Annotated in this window: 13 protein-coding genes; 4 read left to right on the forward strand and 9 right to left on the reverse strand. The window is 63.6% G+C overall.

All coding sequences use genetic code 11. The features are described from left to right. Positions 1-144: 144 nt before the first annotated feature. Positions 145-1467 (reverse strand): collagen-like triple helix repeat-containing protein, encoded by a 1323-nt coding sequence (locus NPS46_RS11570; protein WP_274107213.1) that lies wholly within the window; start codon positions 1465-1467, stop codon positions 145-147. Positions 1468-1871: 404 nt separating this feature from the next. Here NPS46_RS11570 and NPS46_RS11575 point away from each other — a divergent pair, with 404 nt between their 5' ends. After that, positions 1872-2321 carry a DMT family transporter gene (locus tag NPS46_RS11575; RefSeq protein ID WP_274107214.1) on the forward strand — a complete coding sequence of 150 codons (450 nt, stop codon included), beginning with the start codon at positions 1872-1874 and terminating at the stop codon, positions 2319-2321. 18 nt (positions 2322-2339) lie between these two features. Here NPS46_RS11575 and pbpC read toward each other — a convergent pair whose 3' ends face one another. Next, positions 2340-4652: a peptidoglycan glycosyltransferase PbpC gene (gene pbpC / locus NPS46_RS11580; RefSeq protein ID WP_274107216.1), complete on the reverse strand. Its 2313-nt coding sequence runs from the start codon at positions 4650-4652 to the stop codon at positions 2340-2342. Between the two features lie 110 nt (positions 4653-4762). On the opposite strand from pbpC, the gene NPS46_RS11585 reads away from it, so the two are divergent. Beyond that, positions 4763-5056: a hypothetical protein gene (locus tag NPS46_RS11585; RefSeq protein ID WP_274107218.1), complete on the forward strand. Its 294-nt coding sequence runs from the start codon at positions 4763-4765 to the stop codon at positions 5054-5056. A 57-nt stretch (positions 5057-5113) separates the two neighbouring features. On the opposite strand, the gene NPS46_RS11590 is transcribed toward NPS46_RS11585, so the two are convergent. Beyond that, positions 5114-10006 carry an alpha-2-macroglobulin family protein gene (locus NPS46_RS11590; RefSeq protein ID WP_274107220.1) on the reverse strand — a complete coding sequence of 1631 codons (4893 nt, stop codon included), beginning with the start codon at positions 10004-10006 and terminating at the stop codon, positions 5114-5116. Positions 10007-10259: 253 nt separating this feature from the next. On the opposite strand from NPS46_RS11590, the gene NPS46_RS11595 reads away from it, so the two are divergent. Beyond that, positions 10260-11609: an MATE family efflux transporter gene (locus NPS46_RS11595; protein WP_274107222.1), complete on the forward strand. Its 1350-nt coding sequence runs from the start codon at positions 10260-10262 to the stop codon at positions 11607-11609. A gap of 6 nt (positions 11610-11615) precedes the next feature. Here NPS46_RS11595 and NPS46_RS11600 read toward each other — a convergent pair whose 3' ends face one another. The 6 genes from NPS46_RS11600 to NPS46_RS11625 all read right to left on the reverse strand — a co-directional run bounded on the left by NPS46_RS11600 (position 11616) and on the right by NPS46_RS11625 (position 18489). Further along, positions 11616-12404: a DUF4123 domain-containing protein gene (locus tag NPS46_RS11600; protein ID WP_274107224.1), complete on the reverse strand. Its 789-nt coding sequence runs from the start codon at positions 12402-12404 to the stop codon at positions 11616-11618. Further along, positions 12401-13948: a contractile injection system protein, VgrG/Pvc8 family gene (locus NPS46_RS11605; RefSeq protein WP_274107226.1), complete on the reverse strand. Its 1548-nt coding sequence runs from the start codon at positions 13946-13948 to the stop codon at positions 12401-12403. Before NPS46_RS11605 ends, NPS46_RS11600 begins: the two co-directional genes overlap by 4 nt. A 217-nt stretch (positions 13949-14165) precedes the next feature. Next, complete coding sequence (speA, locus tag NPS46_RS11610; RefSeq protein ID WP_274107228.1) at positions 14166-16079, reverse strand: arginine decarboxylase; 1914 nt, start codon at positions 16077-16079, stop codon at positions 14166-14168. A gap of 221 nt (positions 16080-16300) precedes the next feature. After that, positions 16301-16672, reverse strand: coding sequence for a translation initiation factor Sui1 (locus NPS46_RS11615; protein WP_274107230.1), 372 nt, complete (start codon positions 16670-16672; stop codon positions 16301-16303). A gap of 218 nt (positions 16673-16890) precedes the next feature. Further along, complete coding sequence (locus NPS46_RS11620) at positions 16891-17418, reverse strand: NUDIX hydrolase (RefSeq protein WP_274107232.1); 528 nt, start codon at positions 17416-17418, stop codon at positions 16891-16893. A gap of 3 nt (positions 17419-17421) precedes the next feature. Next, a complete protein-coding gene (locus NPS46_RS11625; RefSeq protein WP_274107234.1) occupies positions 17422-18489 on the reverse strand; it encodes a DUF2333 family protein in 1068 nt (355 codons plus the stop codon). A gap of 282 nt (positions 18490-18771) precedes the next feature. Between NPS46_RS11625 and NPS46_RS11630 the strand changes: the two genes are divergently transcribed. After that, the gene (locus NPS46_RS11630; RefSeq protein WP_274107236.1) at positions 18772-20433 is read left to right on the forward strand and encodes a GGDEF domain-containing response regulator; all 1662 of its coding nucleotides are present in this window, start codon (positions 18772-18774) and stop codon (positions 20431-20433) included. The last annotated feature ends 493 nt before the right edge of the window (positions 20434-20926 follow it).

Here is a 20926-nt window from a genome sequence, read left to right on the forward strand (position 1 = left end):
CGGGCTCACCACCCTCCCTTGTCGGACCTCGGGCCTGGAGCATGATCGCCACACGAAAAAAGACGAGAGAATCATAAGAGTCTCTCGTCCCAACCAAGCGTAGGCGCTGTAGGAGTGGCCGTCGAATCGACCAGGTGCATTCAGTTATTTTTTGCCGCCCAGGCCATTGAGCAGGCCGCCCACCAGACCGGTACCGCTTGAACCGCCAGCGCTCGCGCCGACACCTGCTCCAGCTCCAGCACCCGCCCCAACGTTAACGCCACCCAGCGACGCACCCACCTGGTTAACCAGCCCGCCGACATTGCCGACGGTCTGGCCGAGGCCGCCGGCCAAGCCGGTGCTGCTGCCACCACCAATGCTAGCGCCCACGTTGCCGACTGCAGTGCCAGCCTGGGTCACCAGATTGCCCACCGAGGCGCCGATACCCACACCGGCGCCAGCGCCGACCCCACCCGATACCGAGCCACCCAGGCCGCCGATATTTTGGGTCAGGCCAGTGACAATGCCAGTCACCGGGGCCAGTGCATTACCGCCCAGGCCACCCGAGCCGGAGCCTGTGCTACCGCCAGTACCCGAACCGGGGTTATTGACATAGCCGCCGGCAGTGCCGGTGGTTTCACCCAGGCCACCCAACAGGCCGCCAACCAGGGAGCCCAGAGGATTGTTACCCGTGGCCCCGGAAGCCTTGTCACCGGCGCCCTTGACGGTCGAACCCACGCCTTTGAGCAGCGAGTCCACCGGAGTGCCCAGGCCAGTCGCATCACCCACCTTGTCGGTGGTGCTCTCCACCATGGCGATGACCGGCACCAGTTTGTCGCCCACCTCTTTGGTCGCCGAGCCCAGCGGGCCGGTGGTGGTTGCAGTGCTGAGGGTATCGCCGAGCATGGTGACCTTCTCACCGACGCCATCGACCACCGTGCCGACCTTGCCGACCACTTGCGGTACCACCGGCAACTGACCCACCGGCGAAGTCGCGGAAAATGCCGTAACGCCCTGGCCCAGAGCCGAAACACCCTCACCCAGATTGGCGGTGGCTGCGCCTACGCCGCTGGCCGTAACGCCCAGCGCGTTGCTATCGGTGCCCAGCGTGCCGAGACCTTTACCCACGGCGGTGCCCAGGCTGGTGACCGCGTCGCCGGTCGAGGAGACCAGGCCGCCCACGCCACCGGTCAGCGCGGTGCTGCCCAATACCGGGATGGTGCCGATGGTATCGCCCAGGCCACTGACACCGCTGCCGACGCCGGCAACGGTAGTACCCACATCGCCGGCGACCTGACCGGTTACCAGAGGGCTGGATTGGACAGTCGGCCCTGTTGGGTCGGTGCCGCCACCGCCGCCAGAGCCACTTGAAGCCACATGACTTTTCGAACCGCCACCGCCGCTGCTGCAACCAGCCAGGCCAACAGCCAAAGCCAACACCAGAACTGAACTTGCCTTGAACCAGACGTTTTGAGTTTGCGCTTTCATGATTGTTATTCCTTGCACCTGTCGAGTCTTTGGAAGCCGTCGGGTTCTAATGCCAAACGTTCTTCCTCCGTGGTGACTACATAAAAGCTGCAAGCGCTGATACAGACAATTCGCAACTTGGTATTAACCCGTTATATAAAGCCCACCCCACTCGACCCAACAACTAACACCAAAGTTATAAATAATGACTTAGCCCTTATATAAAAACCTTGAAAATCAAGGCCCGGATTTTGTGTCAAACAACCCGAACACCGCTATCAATACGGAAGTTATATATACAATTAATAGTATTTAAATTGAGTTCTCTCTGACTTACCGCACTCACCATGCGCGACACAACGCGCCCCCGAAACAGCTGGCCCTTGCCTTATACTCAGGCGCCCCTTCCCTGCCTGGAGAACCTTATGCCCGCCCCCGTCTGGTGGATGCTCTGCCTGCCGTTTGTCGCCGGTGCCTTCCTGCCCCTGCAAGCCGGGATCAACGGCCAACTGGCAAAGCACGTTTCGAGCGTTCTGGCCGCGGCCATGATCTCGTTCGCCGTGGGCACCCTGGCGCTATTGCTCCTGGTCATGGCGCAACGTGAAGTCCCCGGCCTGAACGCCTTGAAAAGCCTGACCTGGTGGCATTGGAGCGGAGGCTTGCTGGGCGCGTTTTTTATCACCACCGCCGCCTTCGCTGGCCCCCGTATCGGCGCGCTGCTGTTTATGGCCCTGGTGCTGGCCGGACAACTGGCCATGGCGCTGGCGCTGGATCACTTCGGCTGGGCCGGCTTTCGCGAAACCCCGATCAGCCTGGGCAAGGTCGCCGGCCTGGTCTTGATCCTCGCCGGGGTCTTCCTGATTCGTCGCGGTTAAGCCCGCTCGCGACCGTTCTCAGTCGACCACGCTGAACTCGACCCGGGCGGTTTGTCCGCCCTCATCGAGCACGCTCAGCTCATAGAAACCCTCTCGGTCAAACGTGGCATTGAGGCTGTCTTGGTCGGCGCTGTTGCCCAGCGGCGCGCCATTGACGAACCACCAGCGCCGACCACTGCCGCCCAGGGCCGAGACCTTCAGGCGCAGCGCCTCAAGGCTCGCTGCCGGCCGCCGCAAGCGATCGCCCTGGCGCACACCGACAATCGACAGTGGCGGCGTTGAGGCCAGTTGGGCTGGAGGGCACCGCGGATCATTGCCCGGCAGCCGCGCCGCGCGCCGCTCGGCACGCGCCAGCCAGGGTTCCAGCGGCGCGGGCCACAGCGCCACTTCACGCGACACGGCACCAGGACAAGTCGAGGCGACCTGTTGGCCACGATCATTGACCCAGATGCGCTCCAACAACCCCAACCCCAAGGGCTGGTCCTGGGCCAGCAGGGTGGGCGGCGTGGTGCTGTCCAGCGTCCAGGCAAAACGCTGGCGTCGACAGTTGGGATCATCACGGCTCATAGGCTGGCCCAGTGGCCAGCAGATCGCCGCAACGCCGATATTGGCCGGAACGGCCTGGACAGGGGCTACCAGGCCACGTTGGCTGTCACGGTTACTGAGCACATCGTGCACCTGCAACATCAGCGGCGCCGCCGACGCCAGACCGAACTGCCCCGGCACCGGCGTGCCGTCCGGGCGACCGATCCAGACGCCGATCAGATAGCGTGGCCCCACCCCGATTGCCCAGGCATCGCGAAAGCCATAGCTGGTACCGGTCTTCCAGGCCAGTTGCGGACGCTGGACCAACTCGGCCCGCGGATCACGATCCGGACGCGCCTGGCCACTGAGGATCCTGCGCACAATCCACGCCGCGCCGGGCGATAACAGCCGCCGCTCCTGCAGGGACTCGTCAGGCTGCAAGCGCGGGCGAGCGCTCATTCCCTCACGGGCAAAGGCGGCATAGCCACCCACCAACTCCTCCAGCCGACTCCCCGTACCGCCCAGAATCAACGCCAGATTCGGCTCGGCCAGCGCCGGCAACGCCAGGGGCACGCCGGCGTTGCGCATCTGCGCGGCAAAGCGTTTGGGCCCGTAGGCTTCAAGCAACTGCACCGCCGGCAGGTTCAACGACATCGCCAGTGCACTACTGGCCGAGACGGCACCACTGAAACCGGCGGAAAAATTGCCCGGTCGATAATCGCCATAGCGACGCGGGACATCCTGCAGCAACGACTCGGAATGGATCAGCCCCTCATCCAGGGCCATGCCATAGAGAAACGGCTTGAGGGTCGAACCTGGCGAGCGCAGGGCGCTGATCATGTCGACATGCCCAAAGCGTCGCGGGTCGTTGATATCCACCGAACCCAGGTAGGCGCGCACCGCCATGGTCTGCGTCTCGACCACCAGGATTGCCGCCGATGTCCGCTCCGGCAGCCGCGCGCGCCAGCCCAGGAGCAAGTCTTCGAGGCGCCGCTGCAGGCTGGCGTCCAGGTTCGTGCGGATCAGCGCCGGGCTATCGCTGCGGTTCAGGCGCCGGGCCAGCAGGGGCGCCAGGCTCGGTTCCAGGCGTGGCGCCAGCAGCAGGGGCTCTTCCAGCGCTTCGTCCACCGCTGCCTGGGGCCAGACCTGATACTCCGCCAGCCGGCGGAGCACCTTGTCCCGCGCCACCTGGGCGCGGGCCGGATGCCGATCCGGGCGCAGACGGCTCGGCGCCTGGGGCAAGACGGCCAGCAACGCCGCATCGGCACGGGTCAGTTGCTGTGGCGACTTGCCCAGGTAGGCCCAACTGGCAGCCGCCACACCTTGCAGGGTGCCGCCAAAAGGCGCGCGGTCCAGATAGAGCGCCAGGATCTGCGTCTTGCTCAGGTGCCATTCCAACTGGGCGGTGCGCCACAACTGACGCAGTTTGCCATGCCAGGTGCGCGAGTGCGGATCGAGCAGGCGGGCGACTTGCATCGACAGGGTGCTGCCACCGGACAGGACCCGGCCTCCCGTAAAGTTTTGCCACGCTGCACGCCCCAAGGCCAGGGGATTGACCCCGGGATGTTGGTAGAACCAGCGGTCCTCGTAGGTCAACAACGCCTCGATGTAGTAAGGCGAAACCTGCGCCGGCTCCACCGGATACCGCCAGACACCCTGGGCATCGGCAAAACGCCAGAGCGGCGTTCCGTCCTCGGCCAGCACCACCCTGGCCCGATCATCACCCGGCAGGGGCAACGGCCAGATACGATCCGCCAGCCAGAGAGCGGCCAGCATCAGTAGCAACCCCGCGACGCCACGTTTCACCGCACGCGCCTTCAAGGCAACGCTCTATGCTGAAGGGAACTCGCCAGGGCCAATAATGGCCAAAGACTCAGGTCCGGCACACAAGCCGGCCCTTTCATCGGGATACGCATATGCAGGTAGAAAGCTTTTTCGAATGGCTGGGACAAGCACTGGGCTCGATTATCCGGTTTATCGTCGATGGGTTGAGCGGGGTTTTCAATGGGCTGGCTCACGCAGGCGGCAACTTTGTCGAAGGGCTATCCAAGGCGCTGGGCATGGACACGTCGCTGATCAGCATCATTGCGCTGATTATCGGGCTGATGATGCTCTACTCGGCGATTCGCGCGTTCATGCGCGCCTCGATCATCCTGGGGATCATCTGGTTGATGCTTGGGCTCTGGCTATTGAGCTGGATCATGCACTGATCGCTCGCCTCTACAGGGCCTGCTGAAACCCTGTAGAAGCGAGCGTCGAGCACGTCCCTAGCGTCCGTTGATCTGCATATCGCCCGGCGTTTCGCCCACGGCCTGCCAGTTCGGCCGGTACATGGACTCGACCTGCGGCGGCGGTACCCGGTAGGTACCCGGCGTCACCGCCCGGGCCAAATAAAGCAGGTGAGTCGTGCCATAACCATCCAGGTCCAGGGCCGCAACATAACGGTCATCACGAAATTCCTGGTGCTTGAGGCTCGCGTTCTGCATCGACTCGCGCCATTCCTTGACCTTGCTGCTGGCGTTTTCCAGGCTCGCGGCACTCTGCGCCAGATTCTGGTTTTCCAGCTCAAGCCCGGCGGGCAACAGGTCGACGACCAATGCATCCGGTACCCGCTGCTTGGCGCTCACCGCCAGATGCACCAGCACCAGGTCGCCACTGGCCAGGGCCTTGAGGTTTAACGGCTGGCCGTTCATCCCCAGGAATTCACGACGAATACTCAGGTTCTCACCGCCTGGCGCCGGTGCCTGCTGTGGGTATCCGGAAATGGTCAATTGCTGATAGACCGGCACATCACTCGAATTGCGCAACGACAACGGCGTGGCAAGCATGGCGCCTTCGAGCTTCAGGCCCGACTGGCTATTGCTCAGCTCGCGGGTTTCGCCGGCGCTGCTCAATTGCGCGGTCCAGTTCGCTTCAGGCTGGCCAAGCAGGCCACGACCGGCCAGGAACAACGAGTTACGCTCCTGGGTCGAGAGCCATTGACTGGCCGCCAGTTGATCGGACAGCTCGAAGAGTCGCTCCTCGCGCTGGCCACGCGCCAGATCGTTCTCCTCCAGCAACGCCATAATCAGCGCCTGGTCACGTAGCGGGCTGCCATAGTCGGCCAACCAGTCGTTGGCTTTACGCGTGGTTGCCAGCCCAGCCAGCAGCGCCTGATCGGCCCGTGGCTGATCGCCCATTTTCTGCAGGGCGATGGATAGCTGGACCAGCGCAAGACCGGAGCGAGCATCCATACGGCGCTCGAACAGACTGCGCAGGGCACCCAGCGGCGCTTGCTGGCTGCGGGCCAGGACCAGGGCGGCATACGCCTGCACTGCAAAGCGCGTGTGGTCGGCGTTTTCGCTGTAGTTCACTTCAATCAGGTTGCGTTCCTGCACATAGCGCAGCAGTCGCTCACTGGCCTTTTTCAACGCTTGCGGCGGCACGGAAAAGCCCTGTTCGCGAGCGCGCAGCAGGAAGTCGGTGACATACGCCGTCAGCCAGTATTCCTCCTCGCCATCCGCTCCCCACAGGCCAAAGCTGCCGTTGTAGCGCTGCATCCCCAGCAAGCGCTCGATACCCAGCTCAATCTTGCGCTTACGCTCGGCATCCGGCTCGCCTTCCAGGCCCAGGCGCTTGAGGCTCGCCGCATCGGCATACAGGGAGGGGTAAAGACCACTGGCCGTCTGTTCCAGGCATCCGTAAGGGTAGGCCTTCAGTGCGCGGATCTGCTCGCCCAGGTTCAGTGGCGGACGGCTCGACAGGCTGAGCAAGGCTTCACGTCCCGCAGGCTCGAAGGCTTCCAGTTGGCCCTCGGGCAGCGTCCATGGCTGGTCCTTGAGGACGGCGCGGTAATGCTTGAGCAGCGCCGGATAGGCCGGACGGACCCCTAGGGTCCATTCACGGGTAAACGGTGGCAGGCTTTCGCCCGGCAGATCGAGGCCATTGACCAGGACCTTGACCTTGCCCTGCCCATAGCCTCCGAGTGCGCGCACCGGCATCCGTAGCGTGGTGCGCTGGCCCGGCTTCAACTGCACCTGCTGCACAGTCTCGCCCAGCAAATTCAGCTGGCCTTCACTGCTCAGACGAACATCGAGGCTCTGCGCCCTGTCCGTCAGGTTCGACAGGTCCAGGGCCAATTGGGTCTGGTCACCACCGGCGAGAAAGCGCGGGGCCGACAGCTCGGCAATCAACGGCGCGGCCACCACGGTCTTGGCCTCGGCCATGCCATAGCGATCATCGGTCCAGGCCTGAGCCATCAGGCGCAATTCGCCGTTGAAGTCGGGAATATCGACACTGACCTCACCTTCGCCCTGCTCGTTCAAGGTCACCGGCGCGCTTTGCCGGGCAACAATGGTGACGCTGGTGTCGGGACGCTTGCCACCCTTGGCCAACGCCGCGTCGCCACCGAAGGCCAGGCTGGCCAGGCGCCCCTGCCCGGCTTCGATCAACTGGCCATAGATATCCAGTTGGTCGGCGCCATAGGCCTTGCGGCCAAACAGGCTGGAATAGGGATCGGGCGTCGGGTATTCGGTGATATTGAGGATCCCCACATCGACCGCCGCCAGCAGCACATGCACCTGCTTGGGGACACTGCCATCGGCATTACGAGCCTGGATCTTCACGGTCAGCGGCTGCTTGGGGCGCATTTTCTGCGGCGCCTCAAGGCTCAAGCCCAGCTTGCGCTGGGTACGATCCAGCGGCAGGTGCAACAGGCCCACGGCACGCTTGGGCGTGACATTGGCCTTGCGCTCGCCAGGACGAATCACCAGCGCGCTGACATACAGGTCATGGCGCGCCCATTTCGGATCGAGCTTGATCGCAAACTGCTTGCCTGCGGCGGGCACGTCGATCTCTTCCCACCACAGCGGCCCCTCACTGGACTCGACCATCAGATAGCCCTGGCCGGCCGCCGGCGGGGTCACCGTGACATTGGCCGTATCGCCGTCGCCATAGGCGGGCTTATCCAGGGCCAACTTGATCTGGTCCGGGCGGACCGCGCCGCCCTCGGTATTGTCCTGGGCCCGGTAACCGGCCCAGAAGCGCAAGCTGCTGACCAGCCCGGTCTGCGGATCCTCGACTTCGACACGGTAGGGGCCCCACTCCACCGGGAAACTGACCTTCGCGGTGTCGCCCGCCTTGATGCTCAGGGATTGCTCATCGAGGTTCAGGTATTTCTCGTTGTAGTGATAGCTCCAGCCATCGCTGTCCGAGTAGTTCCAGTAGTAGTCGCGACGCTCGCGCACCAGGCGGACCTTGAGATTGTCGACCGCCAGCTTCTTGCCTTGGTTGTCGGCCACCAGCAGCTCGAACTCCACCGGCCCGTCACCATTGGTTTCTTCACCATCGAACAAGGCGCGTAGCCCCGGCAACCGCTCGGCGGGCCAGACCGGCTGGACCAGACGCCGGGTAATCGGGCGCCCGCCCGACTCCTGGAGGCTGGCCTGGACAATCAGCTTCAACGGCGACCGGGCCTCGGTCCACTCGCTTTCCAGGCTGATGGTGGTTTCGCCCTTGGCATCCAGAGTGCGTTCTTCCAGCTCCAGATCCTGGCTCAGCTCTTCCTCGGTCACCGAGCCGAACTGGTATCCCGGTAGTGCCGGCACCGCATCACGCAAGGGCCGGACATAGACCTGCCCGCTCAGGCGGTTGCCTGCCGCTGGAGCGCCGTACAAGTAGCGACCATCGACCTGGATCTCGGCGGTATCCGCCGGGGCGATCGGGCCGTCCGCGCCCTTGAGCTCCAGCGCCAGGCGCTCGGGCAGGAAGTCCTCGACCAGGAATTCATACAGCTGTGGCTTGCCATCGCCCAGATCGAACACCAGTTGCCAGCGCCCGGTCGGAGCTTCGCCAGCCAGTTGCAACTGATATTGGTAGAGACCCGAAGCATCGGCCTCCCAGACAAACTTGCGGCTGACCTGCTCGTCGGGGCGCCGCACTTCGACACTGACCGGCTGCGGCTTCACCGGCTGGCCGTCCTGGTCGCGTAGCAAGGCATTGAGCAGCACGGTCTCGCCCGGACGATAAAGATCACGCGGGCCAAAGACAAAAAATTGCAGGGGATGGGCCGGCGGGCCATCGATGGCGAATTCGGCCAGGTCCAGGGCCGCGCTGTTCAGGCGCAACAGGCTGGTCTGTTCGCCCTGGTGCGCGAGCAGCACTTCGGCCTTGGGCGGCAGCGGCAGTTGGGCATGACCAGCACCATCGGTCTTGCCCTGGCCCACCACCCGGCCATCGCCGTCGAGCAGTTCCAGGGTCACGCCGTCCAGCGCCTTGCCACCTTCCAGGGCCTGGGTAAAGACATCCAGGCGTTTCTGGTAGCGGTGTGCGGAGAGGCCGATATCACTGAGGGTAAACAGGGTAGCCGGCTGGGAATAGTTATAGGTGCCGGACGCACGCATCACCGCCAGGTAAACACCGGGTTGTTGCAGAGGCTTGAGGCCGGTAATCGGCAGTAACAGGGTTTCGCGGGTGTTACGCGCTGGGTTGAGGTCGAAGCGTCCGCCATAGACCAGTTCGGCCATCGGCAACAGTTCACGCGCCTCGTAGCTTTCCAGGCTGGTGCCACGGCCCCAGCGACTGAGGAAGGCTGGCAACGATTCGGGCTTGATCCGGAAAAACTCCACATCGATCTTGTCGACGTTCAACGCAATCACTGGCAGGCCTTCGGCCAGGCGGGTCGGCAGCAAGGTGCCGCGGCTGGCGAAGCCGACGGTGGGCTGCAGGTCACGGGTCTCCAGGCGGCTGGAATACTCGCCAACCAGCTTGGCGCCGTTCACCCCGCGCAGGCCCGGATCAACGGTCAGGATCAATTTGCGCTGCGGTTCGAGATGGCGCAGGCGCAGTTCCATCAGGTTGCCCGAGAGCTCCCAGGCGCCGTCGACCTTGCCGCTGGTGCTGTCGACCAAATGCAGCTTGTCGTCGAACTTCTGCTGGGGATCCAGGGGGATGGAGAAGCTGACCGACAGGGTACTGGCGCCATCGAGCTGGATTTCGGACACATCCACCACATTCAACTCGCGACCGGCATAACGCTGGGCCAATGCCGCCACATCCTGGACCGCAGCGGCCTTGGCCTCGACAGCAGGTGCCGAAGTACCCGCCGGGGTCGTCGGGGTCGATGAATCGCACGCGCTGAGCAGTGCGAACACACAAGCCAGAAACAGTCCTTTGTTAAGCATGGGGTACTCGTCGGCAGGTCTATCGAAGGGGTGAACTATATAGCAAGGGCGACCAGATGGCGGGGGCGCCGGTCTGATTGACCGACGGTTTGCCCTTTGGTTCGCAGCTTAAACCCATTGTGTTCGCGCAGTCGAAAGCCCTTACGCTGGCGTGTCCGCGACGCGCCTGGCCGGCCCCCGCAAAAGCCCGGCCGGATACCAGGCGGTTTCCCACCATTCCTCGCTACAATGCCAGCCTAATCGAGGAACCTTCATGCCCGCCCTGCGCCAAGACTGGCAACACCGCGCCACCCATCGACAAGTCTGGGCCCTGGCCGCACCGATGATTCTGTCGAATATTTCCGTACCGCTGGTAGCGTTGGTCGACAGCACCGTGATCGGTCACCTGCCCCACGCCCATCAATTGGGCGCCGTGGCCATTGGCGCCAGCCTCTACACCTTTCTGGCCTGGGGCGTGGGTTTTCTGCGCATGGGCACCACCGGGTTCGCCGCCCAGGCAGCCGGGCGCGGCGACGGTGCGGCCCTGCGCCAGATCCTGTTACAGGGCCTGTTGCTGGGTGTCGTCCTGGCCGTGGTGCTGGGCCTGCTCGCGCTACCCCTGAGCGGGTTCGCGCTGAGCTTTATGCAGCCCTCCCCCGAGTTGCATCAGTTGACCCAGGATTTTTTCCATACCCGCCTGCTCGGACTCCCCGCCGCCCTGGCCAGCTATGCCTTGGTCGGCTGGTTCCTCGGCACTCAGAATGCGCGGGCGCCCCTGGCGATCCTGCTGACCACCAACCTGGTGAACATCGCCCTGAACCTGTGGTTCGTGATGGGGCTGGACTGGGGCGTCGTCGGCTCGGCACGCGCCTCGGTCGTGGCCGAATGGACCGGCGCGCTGCTGGGCCTGGCCTTGACCGGCAAAGCCTTGCGCGCCTACCCCGGCAAAGTCGCCTGGGCCGCCCTCGGGCTGTGGGGCAACTGGCGACCGCTGCTGGCGGTCAATCGGGATATTTTTATCCGCAGCCTGGCACTGCAATCGGTGTTTTTCCTGATTACCGTACAGGGCGCCAGGCTTGGCGATGCCACCGTCGCGGCCAATGCCCTGCTGCTCAATGGCCTGCTCCTGACGGCCCATGCGCTCGACGGCCTGGCCCATGCTGTGGAAGCACTCTGCGGGCATGCCATTGGCGCCCGGGATCGCCAATCGCTGCGTCGCTCGCTGGTGGTGGCAGGGGGCTGGTCATTGTTGATCAGTCTTGGCTTTGCCGGGCTGTTCTTGCTCGGCGGGCATTTGTTTATCGAGATGCAGACCGATATCGCCAGCGTGCGCGCTACCGCCGAACAATACCTGCCCTATCTGGCCCTGCTGCCACTGATCGCGGTGTGGAGTTACCTGTTGGATGGGCTGTTTATCGGCGCGACCCGGGCGCGGGAAATGCGCGATGCGATGCTGCTCGGGGTCCTGGCGCTGGCCCCCTGCGCCTGGGCCCTGCACAGCTTGGGCAACCACGGACTGTGGCTGAGTTTTCTCCTGTTCATGTCATTGCGTGGGCTGATCCTGGGCGGCTTTGCCTGGCGAATCAGCCAGCGCGATGGCTGGTTCAACCCGCGCCACGGCTAAGGCACCTCACAACGGCTGCCAGTAACGCCGCAGGTTATCCAGTCGCTCCTGCGCGGTCAGTCCCGGCAGCACCTCGGGCACTTGGGCGACGGGGTAACGGCGGCGCAGCCGTAGCCAGCCATCGAGTACCGGGCCCTGGGTAAACCCCAGGGCCAGCCCCTCACGCAGGTACTTCCAGGTCAACGCATAGTCCGTCTCGGTCGCGCCACTCCAACGATAGGCGTGGCGCTCCAGGATACATTCCTGCAGCCGACCCTGTTGCTTGTCACTGAGTTCCGCCGGCCAGTGCAGCGGGGGCACCGCCCGCTCGGGATTGAGCACCTGCTGCCAGCCCAGGCTGCCGGCGGCCTTGTCGGCCCAGGTGCCGCCATGCCAGTAAAGCTGCTCGATGGGCCCCAGCCAGCTGCTCAGCTCATCGGCATCGGTGGCGTCGAAGAAGTAACTGGCGGTCTGCGGGTTGTAGTAACTGAGCACGCCCTGATAGTGGCCGGAAAAACCGACCTGCAGCATCCCCCGCAGATGTTCGAGCAGCACCGGGACCCCGGCACGACTGACCAGAAACAGCCCCGGCCAGCGATTCGGCTGCTCATGGCAGTCCCGCCACAGGCCGCTGTCAGGCTCAAGCGCCAGTAACAACGGGCCATCCGCGCTCAGACCGGCCAGCACTGTCTGCTCGAACAGGCGGTAACGTCCCCGGTGCTCCAGCGTTCGGTAGTGCTGCGCGGGCTTCGGCGCAGCCAGAAGATCGAGCAGAAACCAGACCGGGCCGCGCGCCCCCGTCTTTGCAGCAATCATGATTCACCGTGGGAATCGTCACTGGCCGCAGCCCGGCAGGTACACACAGAGTCTCGACAATGGCTGAAACTCCCACCCCCAGGCTTGCGGCATAACAGGACCAGGGGATGGCCAGCGCGGAGCAGTTCCAGCAGATCAGCCCGGCCCTGTGGACTCAACCGCCTATCGATGCCGGAAGACACCGCCACGGGCCTGGGGGCACGAGCCTCGAACGCCAGCTTCGGGCTGGAGAACTGTAGAACCTCGTCCACCCAGTGCACATGGCTATCACCCACCCCAAAATGCATGCGCACGCCCGGCTCAAACTGCAACCTGGGGCCGTCGGCCAGTTGAATTTCGCGGACAGGCCCCATCAGTCCAGCCCAATCGAAATGCATGTGCAGTTGCCGGCTCGGCGCCATCACCGCTACCGCAGTCCTGGCGACCTCCGGCAGAGCCGGGTCCAGGACAGCCACGACCAGCGGACGCTGGGGGTCGCCCTGGACGAAGCGCACCAGCACCGCGCTCCCAACCACCAGGGGGCGGGCCCCAAGCAGAGGGCAGACCTGGAGCCAGCACCACGAGGGCGATGCCAGTGCCTCAAAGCGCACCGCGATTCGCCCACGCTCATCACGGTACTCACGGTTTGGCTGCGGCCCCTCGATCCGTGCCCGGTACATCCCTGGCAGAGAGGGCGGTATGCCGGGCTGGCCGGACACCGGTGCCACTTCCCAGGCAACGGCCTGGAAGCGGTTGCGATAGACGCTAGCCGCCTGCCGGTCGCCATGATGTTCGACCCGGGTCAGCAGCCACAGGTGATTCCACTCGCGCCGCGGGTGCGCGGACAATGGCAACAAGGTGCCGCAACGCAACTGCAGCAGGTCGCTCTCGCCACGGGCCAACTGCCCCGAGCGCCCCCTGGGCCGGGGCTCATCCGCACCAACCTGGACAGTAAACGCCTGAACCCCGGGCCTTCCCGAGGGAGCCCGATAAAAGCCACGCGCGGTCCGACGCAAGCGCCCACGGCCGTCACTGAACACCAGCAGGTGAGCGCCCCGGGCATGCTGAAAATGGTAGCGAAGGCCCGCGCACGAACAAAGTCGCTGCACAAAATCCAGGTCCGACTCGCCCAGTTGCACGCAAAACGCCTGGGCCGGATAAGCGACAGACAGGTCGAAGCGCCGGGCGCGCTCACCAATGCCATGTTCGCCCAGCACATGGGCCAGGATCTGGATCACGCTCATGTCCGGGAAGATGCGCGGCTGGCGCCGCCAGGCCAGGCAGGCCAGACGCGGGCCGAGGTGCAGTTGCCAGTGGCCGTCAACGGGCTGTGCCCTCACCGCCAGAATCACCCCGTGGACACCTTCGCCCGGCTGGCCGAGCGCCATATGAGCGCTGCGCAGCAGCAACCCGCAGAGGTTGCGGTTCGGGTGGTTGCTGCGCACGTTCAGGTCGAATCCATACACCTGGTTGATGGCCTCGGTGCCGGTGAACGACAGGACATCCAGGGCACCAAAGCCGGCAATATCCAGCCGAAAGGATGGGGCGTTGGCGGAGCGGGGCATGGGCTTTCCTCGAGGTGAAGAACAGCCGGGCATTCTCACCGAGAGGACCGTCCTCGTGAGGGCCAGAAAACAAATCAAGAAGAAGACTACGAAAGATGCCGTATTGCCCGGGAAGTGCCGGGCCTTCATAACCCGCCCAGCAAGAACGAGCTTGCTTGCGCGGGCCTACCGTCGCCCAGCAAAGAGGCGCTCCCTTGCGGAGCGCCTCTGGTAACGATCAGGACGACAGGTAAGACGACCGGGTCAGGCCCAGACGCAATGCGTCGAGGAACTGGGTGCGTTCCTTGGCACTGATGCTGGCGCTGGCGACCTTGTCACGGTAGTGCGTCATCAACTCCTCGGGCGACAGGTGCACGTAGCGCAGCATGTCTTCGATGGTGTCGTGGGTTTCGATACCGGCGTGGTACACGCTGCCATCCGGGTGCTGGTAGATATTGACCGAGTCGGTATCACCGAACAGGTTATGCATATCACCGAGGATTTCCTGGTAGGCACCGACCAGGAAGATCCCCAGCAGGTAGTCCTCACCTTCGTTCAGGCCATGCACCGGCAGGCTGGTCTCAATACTCTGCTCGTCGACGTACTGTTTGATCTTGCCATCCGAGTCACAGGTCAGGTCCTGCAGGACGGCACGGCGCAGCGGCTCTTCGTCGAGACGATGCAGCGGCAGGATCGGCAGCACCTGGCCAATGGCCCAGGTGTCGGGCAGGCTCTGGAACACCGAGAAATTGCAGATGTACTTGTCGGCCAGCTTGTCATTGAGCTCGTCCAGCACCTGACGGTGGGAACGCTGGCGTGCCTTGAGCGAGTTGTGCAGGCGACGGCAGACTGCGAAATAGCACTGCTCGGCCAGGGCCTTTTCGGCGAGACTCAACTTGCCATCGGCGTACTGGGTCGCCACGTCGCTCATATAGTGAGTGGCGCGCCAGTAGGTCTCGGTGACCATCTCGATATCGGTTGGGCCCAGCAGATCGACCAGCCACTGCACGGTTTCCGCCAGGTTTTCCTTGTTCTCGATCACCGGGACATCGTCGTTGTGCTTCTCGACGTCGGTGACCTGCACCACCAGCATTGCGTGATGGGCGGTCAGGGAACGACCGCTCTCGGAGAAGATATGCGGATGCGGCAGCCCCTGGGCATCACAGAACTCCTTGAGCATGCCGACCACGACACCGGCGTAGTCGTCCATGTCGTAGTTGATCGAGCTGGCATTGCGCGAGTGGGTGCCGTCGTAGTCGACGCCCAGGCCGCCGCCGACATCGATATGGTCGACCGGCAGGCCCAGGTTGCGCAGCTCGCCGTAGTAACGGATCGCTTCCTTGAAGCCGTGCTGGTAGTCCGCCAGGTTGGCGATCTGCGAGCCCATATGAAAGTGCAGCAGCCGAATGCCCTGGTCCAGGCCGGCGGCGCGAAAGCGATCAACCACCGACAGCAACTGCGCGGCGGACAAACCGAACTTGGACTTCTCGCCCCCGGTGTCGGCCCACTTGCTCGACGCCAGCGACGACAGGCGTACGCGCAGGCCGACCTGCGGCTTGACCTTGAGCGAGGCCGCCTCTTCGATCACCAGCTCAACTTCGGATTCTTTCTCGATCACGATAAACACGTTGTGGCCGAGCTTCTGGCCCATCAGCGCCAGGCGAATGAACTCACGGTCCTTGTAGCCGTTGCAGACGATGGTCCCGCCCTTGGGCGCCAGCGCCAGCACAGCCAACAGCTCGGGCTTGGAGCCGGCTTCCAGGCCAATGGAGACATTCTGGGTAGCGATGATGTTCTCGATCACCGCTTCCTGCTGATTGACCTTGATCGGGTACAGCGCGGTGTACTGGCTCTGGTACTCCAGGCGCGCGATATTCGCGTCGAAAGCACCGGTCAACTGCCGGACGCGGTCCTGCAGGATATCCGGGAAGCGAACCAGCAATGGCAGCGACAGGCCGCTTTTGCGCAATTCCTCGACCTGCTGGAACAGGTCGATCGGCGCGCTGTTCGGACCATTGGGGCGAACTTCGACGCGACCGGCGTCATTGATCGCGAAATATCCGGCCCCCCAATGGCGAATCCCGTAAACACTGCGGCTGTCCGCAACTGTCCATTGGCTGCCATCGTCTTTGCGTGTGCGTCGTACGGACATCGAAGTCCCCTATAGAAAATAAGTCAGATCACGCGGCCCGAACCCGGGCTGGCGCATTCTAGAGTGTGAAAATGACGATTACTCAACGGGGATAGACCCCCATTGTCGCGCTGAGTTTAGAAACCGGTCGGGAACAGGCTCTGTGAAAACCATGGGGGCGACCTATCGGCCCGACGCGGTGCGGCGGGCAGGTCGACGGTGGTTTTCACAGAAGCTGCTAGCTAGCCGCCGGACTTCTTGGCCTTGAAACCCTGCTTGACCAGTTCCGCCAGCAACAGCTCAACATGGTCACCCTGGATCTCGATCACGCCGTCCTTGAGCGCTCCACCGGTACCACACCGTCGTTTCAAGGTGCTGGCCAGGTCCTTGAGCGCCTCTTCGGGCAATGGCACGCCGGTGATCGTGGTCACGGTCTTGCCACCACGGCCCTTGCTTTCGCGGCGCACGCGCGCGATGCCATCGCCTTCGGGGATCAGGGTTTGTTTGCAGGTACAGGCGTCCACCGGCTGACGGCAGTCGGGACAATGCCGACCCGCGTCAGTGGAAAACACCAGGCCGCCCAGGGCGGCGAAGGATGCGGCTTTTTTGGCCACCGGCAATCCTCTATAGGAGGACGAAAAATTGGCCAGCACGGGCACCGGGAGGCACCCGCACAGCTGACCGCGAAGCCCCACTCAGGCAGGGGCAGCGCAACTCGGACGGACCAGGCCGGCCGAGTGTGAAAAAGGCCGCGCAGTGTAACGGCAAATGCGCCGATTGCTAAGGGTCAATCCACGCCAATTTAGGCTGCTTTCGCGACGCCCGTCGGCATTCAATCCAGGTAGCGTTTCAGCGCCGCCAGCGAGTCCGGGCAATACGGCGTTTGCTCGGTCTCGGCCAGGGCCTGGGCGACGGTCACGAAGCGTGCCTGCAGCACCTCTTCGGGTTGCAAGCGCAGCGGGCCATCCCAGACCGCCGAGAACAGCGCACACCACAGGCGGTTGCCGGGTTGGTCGAAGAAAAACCGCTCGTGGGCGGTCAGCGCAACCCCGCTGACGCCCAACTCCTCCTCCAGCTCACGGGCCGCCGACTCGGCGTAGCTCTCGCCAGCACCGACCATGCCACCCGCGGCCACGTCCCAATACCCCGGATAAATAGCCTTGCTCAGGGTCCGCTGGTGCACGCACAACTCGCCGTGGGAGTTGAACAGCAGGATGTAGGTACCGCGACCGATCAGGCCGCGCTCGCGCAACTCAGCCCGCGGCAGATCGCCGAGGACCTGGTCGTGCTCGTCGACCCAGGCAATGCGTTCGGCATCGGAGGCAGCGCGATGCGCTGCTTCCATCGGGGAATAGACCATGGATCAGCCCTGGGACAGCAGTTGACGCAGGTCGATCACCGCCGCGTTGGCCCGGGAAATATAGTTGGCCATGACCAACGAGTGGTTGGCGAGCACGCCAAAGCCGCTGCCATTGAGGATCATCGGGCTCCAGACCGGCTCCTGGGACGCCTCCAGCTCACGGATGATCTGCCGCACGCTGACCGTGGCGTTCTTCTTGGCCAGCACATCGGCAAAGTCGACCTCGATCGCACGCAGCAGGTGGGACAGTGCCCAGGCCTGGCCACGGGCCTCATAGAAGACGTTGTCGATCTGCATCCACGGGGTTTCCACCACTTCCTCATCAACCACTGGCACCTGGCCGGGCGCCAGTTGCTCGGTCTTCAGGGCACTGTTGAGCTTGACCCGCCCAACGCTGGCCGAGAGACGTTGCGACAGCGAACCCAGGCGGGTGGCGACATCGCCCAGCCAGTTGTTCAGGTTGTCGGCACGGGCATAGAACAGAGCGCTCTTCTGCTCCGGGTCGGACAGACGCGCCTGGTAGCGGCTCAGGGAATTGATGCCTTCCTGGTACTCCGACTCGCTGGAAGGCAGCACCCAGCTTTTATTGTCGAAGTTGAAGCGTGGCTCGGCCTTGGCCAGGTCGGCGTCTTCGGCGGATTGCGACTGGGAACGGGCGAAGTCCTTGCGCAGGGCGCGGCTCAGGTCGCGCACCTGGACCAGCACGCCATATTCCCAACTGGGCATGTTGTCCATCCACAGGCCTGGCGGGAAACGGTCGTTGGAGATATAGCCACCCGGCTTGTCCAGCAAGGTGCCGGCCACGGTCTTGAGGGTTTCCACCGTGGTGAAACCGACCACCATCTGGCGGCCCTCGGCCTGCGCCGCCTGCTGGGCGTTCTGCTGGACCGGGAACAGGGCCGGTTCCTGGCTCCAGTACCAACCCAGGGCAATCGTCACCAGCAGGTACAAGCCCACCAGGGAACCCAGGGCCCGGCTGAAAAACAGGCCGGCGAAATAACCGCGGGGTTTGTCCGTGGCGGTATCGCTGCGATCAGGCGCGCTGCCTGCGCGGTTTTTCCAGTCCAGCATGGCTCTATCCTTTCAATCACTTGAGTTCATCGGTTCGACCACAACCCTACCCCATCGTGCCTCGGTTGCCCCGGCATAAATCAGCAAAGTCCAAAAACAACAATTATTCCATCCCTGCCAGCCCCGCCAGTCAAGCCCAGCCATAGCGGGACAGGCAAATGCCACCCACAGGAACGAACAGGCAGGCAGTTTATTGATATGAGGCACTCGTGGACATCGAAAGAGGTGCTAGCATAGAGCCATCAGTCGACCTCAGCATGCACCCTTACTAGTAGTCAGGATATGACCGAGCCAGAAGACCCAAGTCGCGAGCGCCTCAAGCACCACTTTGCCCAGCGGGTAATTCATCAGGCACGTCAAATTCTTGAGATCTGGCAACGCCTGCAGCGCACGGAATGGTCGACTGCGGACATGTCCGAGCTCAACGAAGCCAACCTGCGCCTGCTGCGCTTCGCCGAACGCTTCGAACAACCCGAACACCTGGTACTGGCGCGCAACATCCACGAATCCCTGGAAGCGGTGGATGCCAATCGCGGACGCCTGAGCAGCGGCCTGATCACCGAACTCAATCGCTTGATGCAGCGCCTGTCGCGGACCGGCCTGCGCCAGGGCGATCAACTCGACCAGACCTTCCTGCCACCGCTGCGCAAACCCGTTTACGTGGTCCTGCAGGACTACGATCGCGCCGAGCGCCTGGCCAAGCAACTGGAATTCTTCGGACTGAGCGCTTGCGCCCTGGACAGCGTGGCGGCCTTTCGCTCGTCCATGACCGAGCGCCAGCCGGCGGCGATTGTGATGGATGTAGACTTCTCGGGCCCCGGTGAAGGCCTGAAACTGGCTGCCGAAGCCCAGGTTGGGCTGGAGCAGAAACTGCCGCTGCTGTTCTTCAGCCTGCTGGAAACCGACACCCCGACCCGCCTCGCCGCCGTGCGCGCCGGCGGCCAGGAGTTTCTGACCGGAACCCTGGAGGCCTCCAGCCTGCTGGAAAAAATCGAGGTCCTGACCTGCGTCGCCCAGTACGACCCTTATAAAGTACTGATCATCGACGACTCGCGTGCCCAGGCCCTGCACACCGAGCGCCTGCTCAACAGTGCCGGGATCGTTACCCGCACGCTGATCGAGCCGATCCAGGCCATGGCCGAACTGGCCGACTTCCAGCCGGACCTGATCATCCTCGACATGTACATGCCAGCCTGTACCGGTACCGAACTGGCCAAGGTCATCCGCCACAACGACCGTTACGTCAGTGTGCCGATCATCTACCTGTCGGCCGAGGACGACCTGGACAAGCAACTCGACGCCATGAGCGAGGGCGGCGATGATTTCCTGACCAAGCCGATCAAGCCCCGCCACCTGATCACCACCGTGCGCAACCGCGCGGCCCGGGCGCGCAACCTCAAGGCACGGATGGTCCGCGACAGCCTGACCGGCCTCTATAACCACACCCATATCCTGCAACTGCTCGAAGATTGCAGCTTTCGCGCCCGCCGCGAGCAAAAGCCGCTGAGCTTCGCCATGCTCGATATCGACCACTTCAAGCGGGTCAACGACGGCCACGGCCACCCCATGGGCGACCGGGTGATCAAGAGTCTCGCGTTGTTCCTCAAGCAACGTCTGCGCAAGACCGACTTTATCGGCCGCTATGGCGGCGAAGAGTTCGCCATCGTGATGCCCGACACCGACCTGGATTCGGCCCACAAGGTGCTCGACGAAATTCGTCAGCGCTTCGCCGAAATCCATTACCCGGCCCAGCCCCAGGACCTGTGGTGCACCTTCAGCGCCGGTGTGGTGGAACTGCACGAGGACGTCGACAGCCTGATGATGGCCAGCCTGGCCGATGAAGCTCTCTACCGGGCCAAGCACGCCGGGCGCAACCGCGTGCAGTCGGCAAGGCAAAGTGCCACTTTTTCCTCGGAAAGCCCCTCCGCCGTCATCACGCTGTAACAAAATCGCAATAACTTCAGGCACCTACCATTCCGCCGTTGGTTGAATACGCGAATGCGCCTGAAACTGCTGACCAATCTCAACACCCTGTTGCTCGTGACCGTCTGCCTGGCCCTGGGCGCAACCCTCTGGTGGTCGCAACGGGCCCTGGAACAGCCGTATCTGCTGATGGAGCGCTACCTCAGCCTGTCGCAGCAATTCCAGAATCAGGTCGCGCGCAATATCGAGGACTACCTCGCCAGTGGCGACGCCCTGCGCCTGAGCAGCGCCAGCCAGGGCATCGAAGCCCTGGAACAGGGTCTGGACAGCCTTCCGCCGGCCCTGGTCGACAGCCTGCACCCCAGCCTCACGGCGCTCAACGACTTCAGCAAAAGCGACCTACTCGCCGCCGGTAAGCTGGCCGGCGACCCTCAGGCCCTGCTGTTGCAAGCCGAACGTGAACTGGCCGCCAGTCTTGAACAACTCAACCAGTACGCCAGCGGCGGCGGTGCCA

Source organism: Pseudomonas putida, from assembly GCF_028682395.1.
GTDB classification, from domain to species: Bacteria; Pseudomonadota; Gammaproteobacteria; order Pseudomonadales; family Pseudomonadaceae; genus Aquipseudomonas; species Aquipseudomonas putida_AB.

Excerpts from the sequence above, each read along its gene's own strand:
- NPS46_RS11595 (WP_274107222.1), top strand. The coding sequence starts at position 10,260 with ATGCCCGCCCTGCGCCAAGACTGGCAACACCGCGCCACCCATCGACAA.
- speA (WP_274107228.1), bottom strand. The coding sequence starts at position 16,079 with ATGTCCGTACGACGCACACGCAAAGACGATGGCAGCCAATGGACAGTT.
- NPS46_RS11620 (WP_274107232.1), bottom strand. The coding sequence starts at position 17,418 with ATGGTCTATTCCCCGATGGAAGCAGCGCATCGCGCTGCCTCCGATGCC.
- NPS46_RS11630 (WP_274107236.1), top strand. The coding sequence starts at position 18,772 with ATGACCGAGCCAGAAGACCCAAGTCGCGAGCGCCTCAAGCACCACTTT.
- NPS46_RS11570 (WP_274107213.1), bottom strand. The coding sequence starts at position 1,467 with ATGAAAGCGCAAACTCAAAACGTCTGGTTCAAGGCAAGTTCAGTTCTG.
- NPS46_RS11605 (WP_274107226.1), bottom strand. The coding sequence starts at position 13,948 with ATGCCCCGCTCCGCCAACGCCCCATCCTTTCGGCTGGATATTGCCGGC.
- NPS46_RS11590 (WP_274107220.1), bottom strand. The coding sequence starts at position 10,006 with ATGCTTAACAAAGGACTGTTTCTGGCTTGTGTGTTCGCACTGCTCAGC.
- NPS46_RS11600 (WP_274107224.1), bottom strand. The coding sequence starts at position 12,404 with ATGATTGCTGCAAAGACGGGGGCGCGCGGCCCGGTCTGGTTTCTGCTC.
- NPS46_RS11585 (WP_274107218.1), top strand. The coding sequence starts at position 4,763 with ATGCAGGTAGAAAGCTTTTTCGAATGGCTGGGACAAGCACTGGGCTCG.
- NPS46_RS11625 (WP_274107234.1), bottom strand. The coding sequence starts at position 18,489 with ATGCTGGACTGGAAAAACCGCGCAGGCAGCGCGCCTGATCGCAGCGAT.
- NPS46_RS11575 (WP_274107214.1), top strand. The coding sequence starts at position 1,872 with ATGCCCGCCCCCGTCTGGTGGATGCTCTGCCTGCCGTTTGTCGCCGGT.